Source organism: Phosphitispora sp. TUW77, from assembly GCF_048453025.1.
Classification (GTDB): domain Bacteria; phylum Bacillota; class Thermincolia; order Thermincolales; family UBA2595; genus Phosphitispora.
This window is the reverse complement of sequence record NZ_CP156677.1, coordinates 16,444-31,858: the sequence shown is the minus strand read 5'-3', so window position 1 is coordinate 31,858 and position 15,415 is coordinate 16,444. Positions and strand designations below refer to the sequence as shown.

General features: G+C 42.2%; 18 protein-coding genes, 6 tRNA genes and 1 other RNA gene. All 25 read right to left on the bottom strand.

Annotation, left to right across the window (positions count from 1 at the left end; all coding sequences use genetic code 11):
• Positions 1-40: 40 nt before the first annotated feature.
• The 25 genes from ABFY19_RS00200 to serS all read right to left on the bottom strand — a co-directional run bounded on the left by ABFY19_RS00200 (position 41) and on the right by serS (position 15,413).
• Positions 41-883: a fumarate hydratase gene (locus tag ABFY19_RS00200; RefSeq protein ID WP_418791277.1), complete on the bottom strand. Its 843-nt coding sequence runs from the start codon at positions 881-883 to the stop codon at positions 41-43.
• Between the two features lie 263 nt (positions 884-1,146).
• On the bottom strand, positions 1,147-1,392 hold the full coding sequence (locus tag ABFY19_RS00195; protein ID WP_418791276.1) for a 4Fe-4S binding protein: 246 nt from the start codon (positions 1,390-1,392) through the stop codon (positions 1,147-1,149).
• A 16-nt stretch (positions 1,393-1,408) separates the two neighbouring features.
• Positions 1,409-1,975, bottom strand: a complete 567-nt coding sequence (locus ABFY19_RS00190; RefSeq protein ID WP_418791275.1) for a 2-oxoacid:acceptor oxidoreductase family protein — start codon at positions 1,973-1,975, stop codon at positions 1,409-1,411.
• Between the two features lie 2 nt (positions 1,976-1,977).
• Complete coding sequence (locus ABFY19_RS00185; RefSeq protein ID WP_418791274.1) at positions 1,978-2,730, bottom strand: thiamine pyrophosphate-dependent enzyme; 753 nt, start codon at positions 2,728-2,730, stop codon at positions 1,978-1,980.
• Between the two features lie 21 nt (positions 2,731-2,751).
• Positions 2,752-3,834, bottom strand: a complete 1,083-nt coding sequence (locus tag ABFY19_RS00180; RefSeq protein WP_418791273.1) for a ferredoxin oxidoreductase — start codon at positions 3,832-3,834, stop codon at positions 2,752-2,754.
• Positions 3,835-3,895: 61 nt separating this feature from the next.
• Positions 3,896-4,579: a hypothetical protein gene (locus tag ABFY19_RS00175; protein WP_418791272.1), complete on the bottom strand. Its 684-nt coding sequence runs from the start codon at positions 4,577-4,579 to the stop codon at positions 3,896-3,898.
• Positions 4,580-4,918: 339 nt separating this feature from the next.
• On the bottom strand, positions 4,919-5,185 hold the full coding sequence (locus ABFY19_RS00170; protein WP_418791271.1) for a pro-sigmaK processing inhibitor BofA family protein: 267 nt from the start codon (positions 5,183-5,185) through the stop codon (positions 4,919-4,921).
• Between the two features lie 36 nt (positions 5,186-5,221).
• Positions 5,222-5,551 carry a DUF2508 family protein gene (locus ABFY19_RS00165; RefSeq protein ID WP_418791270.1) on the bottom strand — a complete coding sequence of 110 codons (330 nt, stop codon included), beginning with the start codon at positions 5,549-5,551 and terminating at the stop codon, positions 5,222-5,224.
• Between the two features lie 90 nt (positions 5,552-5,641).
• A complete protein-coding gene (gene pheA / locus ABFY19_RS00160; RefSeq protein ID WP_418791269.1) occupies positions 5,642-6,784 on the bottom strand; it encodes a prephenate dehydratase in 1,143 nt (380 codons plus the stop codon).
• Between the two features lie 20 nt (positions 6,785-6,804).
• The gene (aroF, locus tag ABFY19_RS00155; protein WP_418791268.1) at positions 6,805-7,818 is read right to left on the bottom strand and encodes a 3-deoxy-7-phosphoheptulonate synthase; all 1,014 of its coding nucleotides are present in this window, start codon (positions 7,816-7,818) and stop codon (positions 6,805-6,807) included.
• A gap of 596 nt (positions 7,819-8,414) precedes the next feature.
• Positions 8,415-9,014: a recombination mediator RecR gene (gene recR, locus ABFY19_RS00150; protein ID WP_418791267.1), complete on the bottom strand. Its 600-nt coding sequence runs from the start codon at positions 9,012-9,014 to the stop codon at positions 8,415-8,417.
• A 14-nt stretch (positions 9,015-9,028) separates the two neighbouring features.
• Positions 9,029-9,340 carry a YbaB/EbfC family nucleoid-associated protein gene (locus ABFY19_RS00145; RefSeq protein WP_418791266.1) on the bottom strand — a complete coding sequence of 104 codons (312 nt, stop codon included), beginning with the start codon at positions 9,338-9,340 and terminating at the stop codon, positions 9,029-9,031.
• Between the two features lie 53 nt (positions 9,341-9,393).
• On the bottom strand, positions 9,394-10,992 hold the full coding sequence (gene dnaX / locus ABFY19_RS00140; RefSeq protein ID WP_418791265.1) for a DNA polymerase III subunit gamma/tau: 1,599 nt from the start codon (positions 10,990-10,992) through the stop codon (positions 9,394-9,396).
• A gap of 201 nt (positions 10,993-11,193) precedes the next feature.
• Positions 11,194-11,458, bottom strand: an RNA gene (gene ffs, locus ABFY19_RS00135) — signal recognition particle sRNA large type.
• Between the two features lie 108 nt (positions 11,459-11,566).
• A tRNA-Ser gene (locus tag ABFY19_RS00130) sits at positions 11,567-11,660 on the bottom strand.
• A gap of 129 nt (positions 11,661-11,789) precedes the next feature.
• Positions 11,790-12,224, bottom strand: a complete 435-nt coding sequence (locus ABFY19_RS00125; protein ID WP_418791264.1) for a hypothetical protein — start codon at positions 12,222-12,224, stop codon at positions 11,790-11,792.
• A gap of 14 nt (positions 12,225-12,238) precedes the next feature.
• On the bottom strand, positions 12,239-12,460 hold the full coding sequence (locus ABFY19_RS00120; protein WP_418791263.1) for a hypothetical protein: 222 nt from the start codon (positions 12,458-12,460) through the stop codon (positions 12,239-12,241).
• A 4-nt stretch (positions 12,461-12,464) separates the two neighbouring features.
• A complete protein-coding gene (locus ABFY19_RS00115; protein WP_418791262.1) occupies positions 12,465-12,698 on the bottom strand; it encodes a hypothetical protein in 234 nt (77 codons plus the stop codon).
• 224 nt (positions 12,699-12,922) lie between these two features.
• Positions 12,923-13,011 (bottom strand) — tRNA-Ser (locus ABFY19_RS00110).
• 30 nt (positions 13,012-13,041) lie between these two features.
• Positions 13,042-13,485, bottom strand: coding sequence for a tRNA adenosine(34) deaminase TadA (gene tadA, locus ABFY19_RS00105; protein ID WP_418792499.1), 444 nt, complete (start codon positions 13,483-13,485; stop codon positions 13,042-13,044).
• A gap of 111 nt (positions 13,486-13,596) precedes the next feature.
• Positions 13,597-13,671 (bottom strand) — tRNA-Arg (locus ABFY19_RS00100).
• A gap of 56 nt (positions 13,672-13,727) precedes the next feature.
• Positions 13,728-13,804, bottom strand: a tRNA-Arg gene (locus ABFY19_RS00095).
• Positions 13,805-13,810: 6 nt separating this feature from the next.
• Positions 13,811-13,904: transfer RNA gene (locus ABFY19_RS00090), tRNA-Ser, on the bottom strand.
• 86 nt (positions 13,905-13,990) lie between these two features.
• Positions 13,991-14,080, bottom strand: a tRNA-Ser gene (locus ABFY19_RS00085).
• A gap of 61 nt (positions 14,081-14,141) precedes the next feature.
• The gene (gene serS / locus ABFY19_RS00080; protein WP_418791261.1) at positions 14,142-15,413 is read right to left on the bottom strand and encodes a serine--tRNA ligase; all 1,272 of its coding nucleotides are present in this window, start codon (positions 15,411-15,413) and stop codon (positions 14,142-14,144) included.
• Positions 15,414-15,415: the final 2 nt, after the last annotated feature.

Here is a 15,415-nt window from a genome sequence, read left to right as displayed (position 1 = left end):
CACTTCTACTGTATATTCAGCCAATAAGCTCACCTTCTTTTTATAAAATAATAGTTTTATGCCGTGCCGAATGACAGTTAATGTTTACTGCGACCGGCAGACTAGCAATATGTACCGGAAAAATCTCAATATTCACTGCCAATGCGGTGGTCCTGCCGCCAAGCCCCTGAGGCCCAATGCCCAGTTTGTTGATCTTATCCAGCAATTCCTCTTCCAGTTCCGCAATAGACGAATCATCATGGTGCCGGTCCAGCGGCCTTAAAAGGGCCTGTTTTGCCAGAAGCGCGGCCTTTTCCATGGTTCCACCGATGCCGACCCCCACAACAATGGGTGGACAGGGATTAGAACCGGCCTGATCTACAGTATCCACTACAAATTTTTTCACACCTTCCACTCCCTGGGATGGTTTGAGCATCATGATAGAACTCATGTTCTCACTGCCTCCTCCTTTGGGAGCTACAGTAATTTTCATTTTATCACCTGCCACCAGGCTTGTATAAATAATGGCAGGAGTGTTATCACCGGTATTTTCCCTTTCCAGGGGATGCCCAACAATAGACTTCCTTAAGTAACCCTCCGTATAACCCTGCCTTACTCCTTCATTGATTGCATCATCAAGGATGCCCCCTTCTATGTGGATATCTTGACCAACCTCGACAAAAAATACCGCAAAACCCGTGTCCTGACACATTGGTATGTGTTCTTCCCGGGCTATTTTTGCATTTTCTATCAACTGGTCAAGAATTGTGACACCAAGGGGAGATTCTTCCTGTTCCCGGCTTTTCTTAATAGCCTCCAAAACATCTTCTCCCAAATAATAATTGGCTTCCTGACACAAAATGCTAACTACTCTGACAATGTCCTCATATTTTATTATTCTCATTATAAACACCCCCAAACCCTTTCTATATAAAGTTCGTCCAGAACTAACGCACCTTTACTCTTCCAGTTTACCCCTCTCAGACAGGTATTGGCAATGCTTTTCTATAGCCTCCTAGTCATAGTAAACATAAGTACTACCAATCTGACAATACTTAAAGAGGCAGCACGCCTGTTAACGTACTGCCTGATTCTATATTAATACAAACTTATCTGACAACTCTCAAATAAGCAGAAGAGAGCTAATCGCTCTCTTGTATTTTTCTCTTATTTGTTTTTTTCTATCGTAATCGCACAATCAGGGCATACGATTGCGCAAATTCCGCATGCTATACATTTATTCATGTCAGGTATAATTGTGGGCGTCCCATATACACCGAGGTACTCTGACCACTTAAGGCAATCTTTAGGACACTTTTCAATACAAAGGCCACAACCCTTACAGAATCCGGGAAAAACTGTCCAGAAACCTTTTTCTCCTTCATAAGAGAAGGTCTTTAACGCTACACTCACAGTACTTACCTCCTTGTTATTGGGCCTTTTCTACAAGTTCCATTCCCCGGGTAATAGCCTTAAAGTTAAGCTCTCTCAATTTGGGGTTCTGTTCAAACTTGTATCCGAGTTTCTTTTCAATAGCAGCCCGGGCCTGGTCTTCAGAAACCACTTGGGTAGCCTTAATAACAGCGCCCATGATTATAATATTAAATACACGCGGGTGCAGCTCTGTTCTTGATATTTCTATAGCCGGAATAGCGAGGATACGTCCCGCATTTTGGGGTATGTCATTTTCAACCCCTTCAATGGAGCTATCATAAACAAAAGTAGTATTGCTGTCAACATACTGCTTAGTCCTTCTTACTGCCCGGTCGCTTAGGGCAACAACTATATCCGCTGTCTGAAACTTAGGAGAACCTATTTGTTCTTCTCCTATTTGAAGAAAAGCCACTGAAACCCCGCCTCTTTGTTCAACCCCAAAATTTGGTATATAAAGCGCTTCTCTTCCTTCTTCATTAGCTGCTTCGGCAATTATTTGAGCTACTGACTGAACACCTTGCCCACCTTCCCCGGCCAAGGCAATTTTGATTAATTTTGCCATAATTATTCGTCCCCCTTCTTAGCAGGGTTCTTAAGTTCGCCTACTTTAAAATACTTTGGCATTTCTTTTTCAACAAATGCCCATGTATCCTTGGCGTTAGTCCTCCAGTTAGTGGGACAGGTAGCCAATGACTCAACAAAAGAAAAGCCATTGCCAGCAATTTGATTTTCCAAGGCCTTTTTCAAATAACCCTTAAGCTGTTTAAGGTTTGCAATCGTTCCCCTGGCTACATAAGCACCATCTCTAGTAATTGCTGCTACCATTTCGGGCCCCTGTGTAGGATATCCTGTCTGCTCCACATCCCTGCCATAAGGAGATGTTTCCGTTTTCATGCCGGGTAGTGTTGTCGGTGCCATTTGACCACCGGTCATAGCATAATTACAGTTATTAACCAGAATGGCCGTAATTCTCTCATTCCTTGCAGCGGCATTAACTAAGTGCTGGGATCCAATGGCATAACCGCCTCCATCACCCATGTATGCAATACATATAACATCCGGATTAGCTCTCTTAATCCCTGTCATTACAGGAGTGGTTCTGCCATGATGTGTCTGTACGGTATCTACATTGAAAAAATCCCACGCTAGCAGGGAACAGCCAATATCACAGCCAAAAGCAACTTTATCCTGGATTCCCAGTTCATCAATTGCTTCACCCAGGGCCTTTAGCACCAAGCCATGTCCGCATCCGGGGCAAAATTTATGGGGTTTAGTTTCAAGACGCCAACTTTTTGGCATCTGTGGTATCGTACTCATTTTCCTCATTGCCTCCCTTCCCTAAAGCAAGCCTTTTACTTTGGCGACTATTTCTTCCGAGGTAATTCCAACACCCGGTTTAAAGAGGGTTGCCACGTTTACAGTGGAACCAAAAATACTTTCTTTCGCCAGTTTGGCCATTTGTCCAAAAGCAGATTCAACAAATAACAAGGTTTTTGTCTTATCAGCAACCGCCCGTAACTGATCTGCTGGGAAAGGACGCAGAGTAACCGGTCTGAAAAACCCGACTTTTAACCCTTCCTTGCGCAGTTCCTGTACAGCTGCTTTACCTGCCCTGGAAACCACCCCGTGGCTGACAACAACAACATCAGCATCATCACAATCAAATTTCTGGTACTCCTCAATCTCCGGAGCACATTTCTGGTAATCTTCCATATATTTAACTAGAACCGCATGCAGTTCTTCCTCAGTGTTATATGTATTCCTCACATGAACAGGCTCTTTTGCGCCGTCTACCACAAGCTTTCCAATGGTAGCCTCAGGTTGAATCAATTCAATACCCTTTTCTTCAGGGTCATAGATATTGAGAGATTCACGCATTTTCGCCTGATACCCATCAGCCAATACAAAGGTTGGGAATCGGTATTTCCAAGCAGAATTAAATGCCTTTATGGTATAATCGAATAATTCCTGGTGGCTTGAAGTAGAGTAAACAATCCTAAAACCTTCACCATTTCCCCCAAAAGTAGTCATAGTAACTTCCTGCTGAGAGTAAATAACAGTAGCAGTAGAAGGTCCCCCTCTCTGCTGAATAACTACCACAGACGGAATACGCATCATTTCAGCCATGGACAGTGGTTCCTGCATTAGTGTGTTGCCGGGTCCAGCTGTAGCGGTAAACGCTTTTCTCCCTGAAAGAACTCCCCCCAAAGTAGTAAAGCCTGCAGACAGTTCATCTTCAGTCTGCAAAAATTTCCTCCCAAATTTGGGCGCCATCCGTGTCCAGTAATGCATGATTTCATTTTGTGGTGTAATTGGGTACCCGTACATTATTTCGGCTTTAGCAGCCAGGGCCGCCCAGGCAACAACTTCATTACCAGTCATAAAGACTCGTTTCTCTCCCTGGATGGGCTTTTCGACCATTGGAATAACACCTCCTGAAGTTATAACACCCTTATTTATTATTAATGGGGACTTCTTTCCTTTACCAGAATGCATCCACCATATAGCGGGTCAAAAAACGTATTGGTTTACCCATAAAATCTGTGTTACCGGTTACATTATTTTTTAATTTAATGTCCATATATGTGGCTATAACAGGAAGATTAAGTATCCCTGCAGCAGCAGAAACGATCCCGGAGCCTTCTTGGACAAAATCTATAGTTGTATCATCTCCCAGGTGGGAGTTATTCACCAGACCATCTACCGGTCCTAACTCATTGACATAGTTTACTATGTCATCAACAGAAGCAGTCATCGGCCTTCCGATATTAAGAACTACGTATATCTTCAGACCTGATTCGAAGGAATTTTCAATAAGGTTAAGGGCCTTGACCCCTTCAACACCGTAGCCGATATCAAGAATAATATCCCCCGGTCTCCTGAGAACCCAACGCATTTCAGGTTTAAGCGTACTTCCTGCTTCGCCCAGTCCCAGGGTTTCACTGGTTTCCCAGGCAACTACATCAATACCCATTTCTAAAAGCTTTTTTTTAATAGGACGAAGTGTATAAAATGGTTCCACCAAATCAAGGTCGGTAATCGTAACCTGGTGCCCGTTATTATGTAATTCTATTGCCCTATTAACAGCAACTTCACTTTTACCGCTGGCATATTCACCTATATAAGCCTCTAAAACTCTTTCCTCTATGGGGATCCCCCCAAACATATTTCTTCTTAGTATATAAATTTTTAAAGCTTTTTATCCTATAACCCCATACTAAGCTTCGCTAAAGCTCCTGCTAAATAAAGTAAGAGACAAACTGTTTTAAAATTAAAAAAAACTTAGTTAATGGTAAAAAAATAAAAGCCTGTATCTGAAGCAGTTTCAATAATTAAAATTGAATTGCCCCTAAGCTTCATGAATAATAGTATACTAAATGGGTTTGTCGTAGTCAAGTTAAATTTTTCCGTTATGTGTTTATCTTGTAATATTGTCACCCTATTAACTATCGTGAGAAAATGTCACTATGGATAGGAGAATAACATTGTCACAAAAAAGATTACCCTATGCTGAAATAATTTGTTGAATTACTAATAACAATACTATTCCCGGGATGCCAAGGAACCCCGTAGTTAGGGCTGTAATGGGGTTAAGAGGTATATGAATACCTAAAAATGCCCCAAAGTAATTTACTACCCAGAGGGCCACTCCTCCAACTATTCCATTGATAACTAGTTTCATAATCAGTTTGATAGGTATAACCATCACTCGTCCTACCAGGTAAAGCAGTAACAAACCAAAAACAAATGCTATGACAATATTCAGGTCCATATTATCACCTCCCCCATATATTTCAGTCAAAGCTTATCAAGAACTGTGCATGTTATTATACTCCGTCATGTCACTAAATGGATGCAAGGCTATTTTTTCTTTTCGGGCTTTTTTAATCAGGTACCCATATTTTTTTTCAGCAGCATTAATATTATATATGGCAAAATCAATCATATCCTCTTCAATCGGATAATTGAACTTATCCAGGGTATGAACCCACTCCTGGTGTGCTTCCTTAATTAAATCAAGAAGCTCTGGCTGCTGGCAACGCGAGTTTTCCCTGGCATGTCCTACTTCAAAAAAATATAATACTTTATTTAGGACTTTTCCACATATTCGTACACCTTTAAATATTATGTCCTTCATAAACAACCCCCCTCCGGTTACAATAAAATATATTAAAGGGGGGTAAATGTTATTCTTTTTTTTTAACGCCAGACAAGTTTATTCCATTTACTAACTGTTCTGCTGCTTCACCTGTAAATCAACAAAATGCTCAAACAGTATTTTATAAACTTGTTCCATCAGATTTGGATTAACTCCCTTCCGTATCGCATTATGCCTGACTCGTTCCAATATTTCTTGCTCCCGCTTCTTGTCCCTTACAGCCTGAATCCCCTGTTTTAGACTGCCTATCCATGAAACCATCTGTGTTCTCTGAGCTAACAGATCTACAAGCTGGTAGTCAATGATATCGATGTTTTGCCTTAATTCCTCAACAGACGGGGAAATATGCTGCTCAGACACTTTTTTTTGGCCGGTGCAGGCGCCTCCCCATATTGGATAGCAACCTAATATTCTGAAAGATGCCGACATATCTTTCACTGCTTCTAGACAATTTTTAATCACTGGGTCTTCAAGATGCCCAACTAAATCTATAAAAAACAGGTACTCTCCCAAACTTCTTTTGGCAGGCCGGGATTCTATCCTTGTCAGGTTAATGTTATTTAAAGCAAATTCCTTCAAAACCTGATACAAGCCGCCTGGCCGGTCAGTAATAGAAATAACCAGGGATGTTTTAGAATCTGCCGATACAGCAGTATTCTCCTGTTTCGAGAGCACGACAAATCTAGTGCAGTTTTCCTTGCAATCATGAATATCTCTATCTATTATTTCCAGACCGTATCTAGCAGCAGCAGCCTCATTGCCTATTGCTGCAATACAATCCCCATTACCTGCAGTTATCCGGGCTGCTTCTGCTGTGCTGCCAACCTCATATACTGATACCTGGGGTAAGTTCTCTGTAAGATACTTCCGGCACTGGGCCAGTGCCTGGGGATGCGAAATTACTGCTGTAACTGCTTCTTTTTTTGTACCCGGTCTTGCCAGCAAGTTATGTCTTATAGGCATAATGATTTCACCTGTGATTTTCAATTCAGGGGCTGTCATCATAAGGTCCAGAGTAACATTAACAGTTCCTTCTGTAGAGTTCTCCAGCGGAACCATTCCATGGGTAATGTCATCCGCCAGTAACGAAAAAATCACCTTATCGATTCCGGAACAAGACACAGCTTTATAATTTTTGCCCCCTAGGTAAACTGAAAGCGCCTCTTCGCAATACGTGCCCGCAGGCCCAAGGTATCCATATTTTTCTGCCATTGATATATCTCTCCTTTAAATCAAATATCTCTGCCCACTGCCTGGGCCACCGCACGAAGCTCTTGCATAAGAATTTTGAAATTATCCGGTGTCAGTGACTGGGGACCATCACATAAAGCTGTCACAGGGTCCGGGTGAACTTCTATCAGTAAACCATCTGCACCAGCCGCCACAGCACCCTTAGACAATGGCGGTACTAGCCGCCATTCACCTGTGGCATGACTCGGGTCAACAATAACCGGCAAATGACTCAGTTGTTTAATTAGTGGTACGGCGCTTAGGTCAAGGGTGTTCCTTGTATAGTTTTCAAAAGTACGAATACCTCGTTCACACAATATTACATTATAATTTCCTTCTGACATAATATACTCAGCAGCCATTAACCATTCTTCCATGGTGGCGGACAACCCCCTTTTCAGAACCACAGGCTTGCTAACCCTGCCTGCAGCCTTCAATAACTGGAAATTCTGCATGTTCCGAGCCCCAACTTGAATTATGTCAACATAATTCACCGCTAAACCAAGACTTTTTTCATCTATTACCTCGGTAATGGTTGCCAAACCGGTTTTTATTCCAGCTTCAGCCAAGAGCTGCAAACCATCCTCTTCCATACCCTGGAAGCTGTAGGGTGAAGTCCTGGGTTTATATGTCCCTCCCCTAATAGCCCTGGCTCCGGCAGCGGCAACCAACTCCGCAGTTTCCAGCAGCTGTTCCCTGCTCTCCACAGCACACGGCCCGGCAATAACTATAATTTCTTCAGCGCCAATATTAAAATCCCTAACCTTTATCACTGTATCCTCAACCTTAACTTCCCTGCTGACAAGTTTGTACGGCTTCATAACTGGGACCAGTTTTTCAACTCCGGGCATAATCTCTATCCCTGAATTTTGAATCTGTTTCCGGTCACCGATCGCACCTATAACCAAACGTTCAACACCTTTTATGAGATGAGTCTTAAAACCCATTCCTTCTAATCTTTTATAAACTGCTTCAACTTGTTCTTCAGTTGCCCTAAGATCCATAACTACAATCATGGTATCTCCCCCTCAATATTAATAATTAAAAAAACCTTCGCCCTGCAACGGGACGAAAGCCTTTACTTCCGCGGTACCACCCGGATTGTTACATCTATTGTTTGCCAAAATTGGTGGCTTTTCTTTATTCAAAAAGCAAAAAAGCCTTCATCCTTAAAGGGACGAAAGCCTAGCTCCGCGATACCACCCAATTTGGTTACAAATGTAACCCGCTCACTTGCAGGTACGAGATTCTGCTGCCAGCTACCATCTGCTAACTGCTGACTGCTGACTCAAATCTGATACCCTCTTCCATTTAACGGTGGAGTTCCGGCCTGGTCTAGTCAGAAATAAATACTCTTTTCAACAGGCAGCTCGGGAGTGAATTTGGGCCTGACCATGTTTTAAGAGGCTTTCAGTCTATGACCCCTAATCCCTGTCAAAACCGGTACTCAGCTTACTTATCTCCGTCAATGCTTTTCATAATAATTATGTGTTTGGTAGATATTTTAGCACGAATTTAAATACATGTAAACATTAATTTAAGCTAACTCTATAGTAATTGTATGGTAATTTCCGGATATAATTTTCGGAGTTATGCCCTGAACCTTTGCAAACTATAACTCCCTACGCCCTTCCAATGCTTTGGATAATGTTATCTCATCAGCATATTCCAAATCTCCCCCTACAGGCAGCCCATGGGCAATCCGGGTAACCTTTATACCAAGTGGCTTAATTAGCCTTGCCAGATACATTGCTGTAGCCTCACCCTCAACATCGGGGTTAGTAGCCGCAATTATTTCCGTGACATTATTATTTTTAAGCCTCTCAATCAGTTCTCTTACTTTTAGCTGGTCAGGACCAACACCCTCCATGGGTGAAATAGTCCCCTGCAGGACATGATATAAACCCTTATATTCACCGGTACGCTCAATAGCCACCACATCACGAGGTTCTTCAACTACACAAATAATAGTTTTGTTCCGAGATGGATTCTGACATATCCGACATGTGTCTTCATCTGTAAGGTTACTGCATACAGAGCAATACCTGATTTTTTCCCTAGCCTCAATAATCGCCTTAGCAAGCTCCTTCGATTCCAGGACATCGGAATTAAGGAGATAAAAAGCCAGTCTCTGAGCCGTCTTAGGCCCTATGCCAGGTAATTTCCCAAGCTGTTCAATAAGTCTAGCTACCGGCTCTGCATAATACAGCAAATAATTTCACCTACCTAAAATAATCCGGGAATATTCATTCCACCGGTAATCTTGCTCATTTCCCTGGCCGTCATTTCCTGAGACTGACGGATGGCTTCATTGATAGCAGCAAGAATCATATCCTGCAGCATTTCTACATCCTCAGGGTCAACAGCTTCGGGATTTATTTCAATTGATTTTATTTCCAACTTCCCGTTAGCAACTACTTTAACCATCCCTCCTCCGGAAGTAGCTTCAACAGTCTTATCTGCCAGTTCTTCCTGAAGTTTGGCCATATCAGCCTGCATTTTCTGAACTTGTTTCATCATTTTTCCCATATTCATCATATTAAATCTCCTCCTCATCAATGCCTAATATTTAAAAACAAATTATCCATATGTCAATCTTCTATTTCAATTACTTCCCCGCCAAAAATATTAATAGCTTTTTCCAAAAGACGGTCTTTAGTAACACCAAAATCAGTACCCGCCGTAGAACAAACATCTAATTCATTTTTAAACTTACACATTATTTTCAAGTCAGCACCTGTTACTTCTTTAATCACCCGTTCAATGGTATTCCTGTTTTCCTGTTGTTCAACCTTTTCTTTATGAAAACCATATTCCGGAGCAAAACTTAATACCAGACAGTTTTTTTCCACATCTATGGGTTCTCCTTCTACCAAAAAAGCCCCTGCCGACATACGTACCTTCTTAATTCGGTTCAGGATTTCTTGCCAGCACTTTTTAATGGTTTCAGTATCCACAGCCTGTTTTTCAGCAAAATTGTCAGTCTTTTTTTGCTCAATGGTTGTTTGTTGTATATTTCTTTGTTGTGTGCTTGTTGGCGTAGCAGCGAGAATATCCTCAAGCTTGGCAATCCTTGAGTTTAATTCCTCATAATCTGCAGTCTGCACCTTTTCTCCTGCTTTTATTACTGCCAGTTCCAATAAAAGTCTTGGCTGAGACGTCCATTTCATCTCACGTTCTGCATCCGAAAAAATATCAATATACGACAGAATCCGTTTTTTCCCCAAGGCGGATGCTTGGTTTTTCATCTGCTTCAAGACTTCCTCCGTTACTGCAACCAATTCACCCACATCATCGCAAACCTCTGTCAACAATAAATTGCGAAAAAACTCAGTAAGGTCTTTGGTAAACTGTCTGACATCTTTTCCCTGCCGTACCAGTTGGTCAACTAATTTGAGAGTTTGAGTAGCATTGTTTTCGAGGAAACATTCCGTTATCTGAAACATATATTCACTGTTCACTGTACCCAAAACATCATTTATATTAGAAACGGTTACATTCTTTCCTCCAAAAGATATACACTGATCCAAAATGCTCAATGCATCTCTCATTCCACCTTCAGCGCTGCGCGCAATAAGTCCTAAAGCCTCCTCATCGGCTTGTATTCCCTGGTCATCAACAACTACTCTTAATCTTTTAATTATATCAGCCAGACTAATCCTTTTAAAATCAAACCTCTGACATCTAGATAAAATGGTCAAAGGTATCTTATGAGGCTCTGTCGTTGCCAATACAAAAACAACATGTGCCGGCGGTTCCTCAAGAGTTTTCAGCAATGCATTAAAAGCCTCTGTTGTCAGCATATGCACTTCATCAATAATATATATTCTATATCTACCTTCAGTAGGGGCAAATTTTACTTTTTCCCTTAAATCTCTGATTTCATCAATTCCCCGGTTTGAAGCCGCATCAATTTCCATTACATCCATAGAACTCCCGCTCGTCACCCTGTGACAGTTCTCACAATCATTGCAGGGTTCAACTCCTGGGCCGTTTAGGCAATTTAAAGCTTTTGCCATTACTTTTGCCGCAGTAGTCTTTCCGGTACCCCTAGGTCCACAAAAAAGATAGGCATGGGCAATCCTGTTATTCCTAAGAGCATTCTGCAGGGTACGGGTAATATGTTCCTGTCCCATTATATCAAAAAAATTCTGTGGTCTCCATTCACGATATAGGGCCACATAACTCATTTAGGCCACCTTCTTTTTGTCTGGGATGTTATTTTATTATCTCATAAAACAAATATATGTCGCAACTTATTTTAATTCGCTGTGAACAGCCCAATTCCTTTTCTATTCCCAAAACTACTTAATATGCAATGGAACATGAAAAAGGCCTACATGGCAATACACAAACCACAAAGGCCTTTTACATGTTTATATAATTTTTAGCCGTGCACCTGTCTTTGACAATCATCTCCCAAGCGTTACCGGCACAGTTAACTCAGACCAGGCACCCTTACGGCACACACGATGGTCTGCTTACCGCTGCTTCCTTCCGGACCTGACGGGGTTCACAGGTTCGCGTTGCGTAAGACCCGGTCTTCAACGCCACTTGCGCCGGTCAGACCTTAAGAAATAAAGCCGGGGACAGGGATTCCACCCTGCTATAGCGGATTGCAGGTACAGGGCACCGCTACCTCCCCATGTAGCACGGCAAAATATATATCTTTTACAAATATTATTTAACTATTATGGTTAAGACATTAGAGCCAGTGACAGTTAGCTTTTAGCAGGAGGTCACTGGCCTGGTAATTGTTAGTTATGGCGGAGAGAGAGGGATTCGAACCCTCGAGACAGGTCGTCCCCGTCTACACGATTTCCAGTCGTGCTCCTTCGACCAACTCGGACACCTCTCCATTAAAATACGATTATCGATTCTTCATTAACTATTATGTGATATTGTGTACATGATTATTACATGCCTTACTGAGATATAGTAACATAAATCTCAAAGGCATACAACCCCCATTTTAGGGAAAATTGTTTCATCTAAAGTCAGGAGCTTTAAGCATTATGCTTTGTAGATATTCTATCATAGTTTGAGTGGAAACTGTATTGAACTCCACAGTCTCTGCATCCACATCCAACATGAGTACATCATGAATGCCAGCCTGCAGGAACAAGGCTTCGCCGGTTACAATTTGCCCTTTTATTTGCTGACCACAGCGTACATGAGCTACATTTTCAAAAATCAATAAGTTTGAAGCAAGGTCATATGCTTCGCCAATTAAGCGATAACCATATTCGCCCTTTTCAACCAGGCAGGCATCTATCAATGCAGTCATAGCAGATTCCAATTCTTCAGCATTTAATATGACATTTGGCAAGCGAAAAGATTTAATATAAGAGGTTAGCCATCTACTCCCCTCTGCCTTATTAAACATTAACAAAATTTCTTCTCCAACATACCCAACAGGCATATCCCCAAATCCGGCTATTGACCAAGAGCATGTTTCCTGGTAACATCAATCAAAGACGTAAACGCCAGTGCAGATTTAATCCCTGTCTTTACGTTAACTTCTGCATTCACCAGCCTGCTGATACCGGTAATTTCATTTAATATGCCAACCAAACTGTCAGTATCTGCTTTGGCAGATACAACAAAGCTTTGGCCGGCATTATCAATTACTACAACTTTATCTCCAGTAAAATACACTGTTTTATAAAAACAACCAGTATTTTTTTAATAGTCTTGGTACATTGGTCACAACATTTTTAAACCCTAGCTTGATAAGATGGACTGTGGACAGGGGATCTCCCGGTTCCAAGCCTGCTAATTCCATTCGCCGTTCCTTCTTTTTTTCTTTTACAGTCTCAGCATTTTCTAACACGAACCCGGCCAATTTAGCTGCTGCCCCTGGCAGCACCGGAGGGGATACTGGTTTAGGGGGCACTTCCTTAAGCTTATGTAACGGTATCTGGGGGGTGGTAATGTTGTAAACTGCTGCCCCAAAAGAACACCTCCTGCAGGGTACTTTTTAATCAATAGATTTTAAATTCTAGCACAAAAATCTTGAATTTGATATAATCCCCCCAAAAATTTTTCTATGGGAATTCTTATAAAAAGGTGTCCAAATAAAAAAGCCCTGCCAATATGCAGAACTTCGTAAATTTATGATGGCGGAGAAGGTGGGATTCGAACCCACGTGCCCTTGCGGACAACCGCATTTCGAGTGCGGCGCGTTACAACCTCTTCGCTACTTCTCCATATAAATTTCGGACAGGTCCGGTGCACTTTTATACTTCCGAATTCCTCAATTTCTTAAAAAAATCTTTCATTATTTCACTACATTCCTTCTGCATTACCCCAGCCACCACTTCAACCCGGTGATTCAATCTAGGGTCCTGAACTATATTCATCAGTGAACAGACAGCGCCGGCTTTCGGGTCATCTGCCCCATAAACCAGCAGCTTTATCCGTGACTGAACAATAGCCCCGGCACACATCGGGCAAGGTTCCAAGGTCACATAAAGTGCAGAATGCCTGAGGTGCCTCCAGTGTCCCAGTTGTTTCACAGCTCTGTTTATTGCCACTGTTTCAGCATGGGCCATTGCATCCTTCCACTGTTCCTTCATGTTATGAGCCCTGGAAACAATCTCTCCATCCAGCACAATAACTGCCCCAATCGGCACTTCCCCTAATTCAAAAGCAATTTTGGCTTCTTCCATAGCTATAGACATATAATACTGATGATTCAAAATCAAACCCCGTCCTGACAAAATGCTATCTTCTGGATAAATTATTTAAAGCCAGTGGGCTTGGAAAATAGCCCCCGGCCCATTTAACAAAAATGGTGCCCTCGTCAGGAGTCGAACCTGAATCTACCGCTTAGGAGGCGGTTGTACTATCCATTGTACTACGAGGACATGTATTTATACAGTTCTGCCATGGCAGTCACCATGGCAGTTTGTTGTCTTATAAATGGCGCGCCCGACAGGATTCGAACCTGTGACCTTCTGATTCGTAGTCAGACACTCTATCCAACTGAGCTACGGGCGCACAATATGGCGGAGAGAGAGGGATTCGAACCCTCGATACAGGTTTTGCCCGTATAATCGCTTAGCAGGCGATCGCCTTCGACCTCCTCGGCCATCTCTCCGTAATGTCTATTTCTTTTGGTGACTGGCACTAAAAATCCAACAGTCAGTACTACAGCCTATTTACTGCTAACTGCCAACTAGTTTATGGCGGAGGAGGTGGGATTCGAACCCACGGAACCCGTAAGAGTTCAACGGTTTTCAAGACCGCCTCCTTAAACCGCTCGGACACCCCTCCGTCCGATACATTCTAGAGTATAACATAGAAAAAAATCGTTGTCAATAAAAGCATTTGTATGCTATTTGGCTATTCTATCAACTCCCATGTAAGGCTGTAAAACCTCGGGTATGAGTACGCTTCCATCCTCCTGCTGATAGTTTTCCAGGATAGCGGCTACCGTCCTTCCCACAGCCAATCCTGAACCGTTAAGTGTATGTACAAATTCGAGTTTCGCCTTAGGTTCTCTCCGAAACCTTATCTGTGCTCTTCTGGCCTGATAATCCTCAAAATTACTGCAAGATGATATCTCCCTATAAGTACCGTAGCTTGGCAGCCATACCTCGATATCATATGTCTTGGCTGAACTAAATCCCAGGTCACCGGTACACAAACATACTACACGGTAAGGAAGCTCCAACAGCTGCAGCACATTTTCTGCATTTGCTGTCAGCTTTTCCAATTCATCATACGAATCTTCCGGCCTGCAAAACTTAACCAGCTCCACTTTGTTGAACTGGTGTTGTCTAATAAGGCCTCTGGTATCACGCCCGTGAGCCCCTGCCTCAGCCCGGAAGCATGCGCTGTATGCACAATAATATAGTGGAAGCTTGTCTCCATCAAGAATCTCATCCCGATACAGGTTAGTAACCGGTACTTCTGCGGTAGGAATCAAAAAATAATCTGTATTATCTATCCTAAAGGCATCCTCTTCAAATTTGGGAAGCTGACCGGTTCCAGTCATACTATCCCTATTTACCATAAATGGAGGAAAAATTTCCATATAACCATGTTTCCTGCTATGTAAGTCAAGCATAAAATTTAGCACTGCGCGTTCCAACCGAGCCCCGAAATCTTTGTAAAAGGCAAACCTGGTCCCGGTTACTTTAGCGGCACGCTCAAAATCCAGTATCTGCAGGTTTTCACCTATATCCCAATGGGCCAGAGGTTCAAAATCAAATTTTCTAGGTTCACCCCATTTTCTAACCTCACAGTTATCTTCTTCACTTGAACCAACCGGCACATTTTCATTTGGTATGTTAGGAATCGTAAGCAATGTATAGGAAAGTTTCTCCTCAACCTCTCTTAACTCATCATCCATTTCTTTTATCTGCTGAGATACAAGTCTCATATTGATAATCTTGTCTTCGGCATCTATACCCTCTTTTTTGAGTCTTCCAATTTCTTCAGAAACCATATTACGTCTATTCTTCAAATGTTCCACTTCAACGAGTTTCTTGCGCCTCTGATCTTCCAATTCAAGAAACTTGTCCAATTCGACAACTTCCCCGCGTTTTTTCAAGGCTTCTTTGACTTTGTCGGGATTATTTCGAACAAACTTTAAATCTAACACTA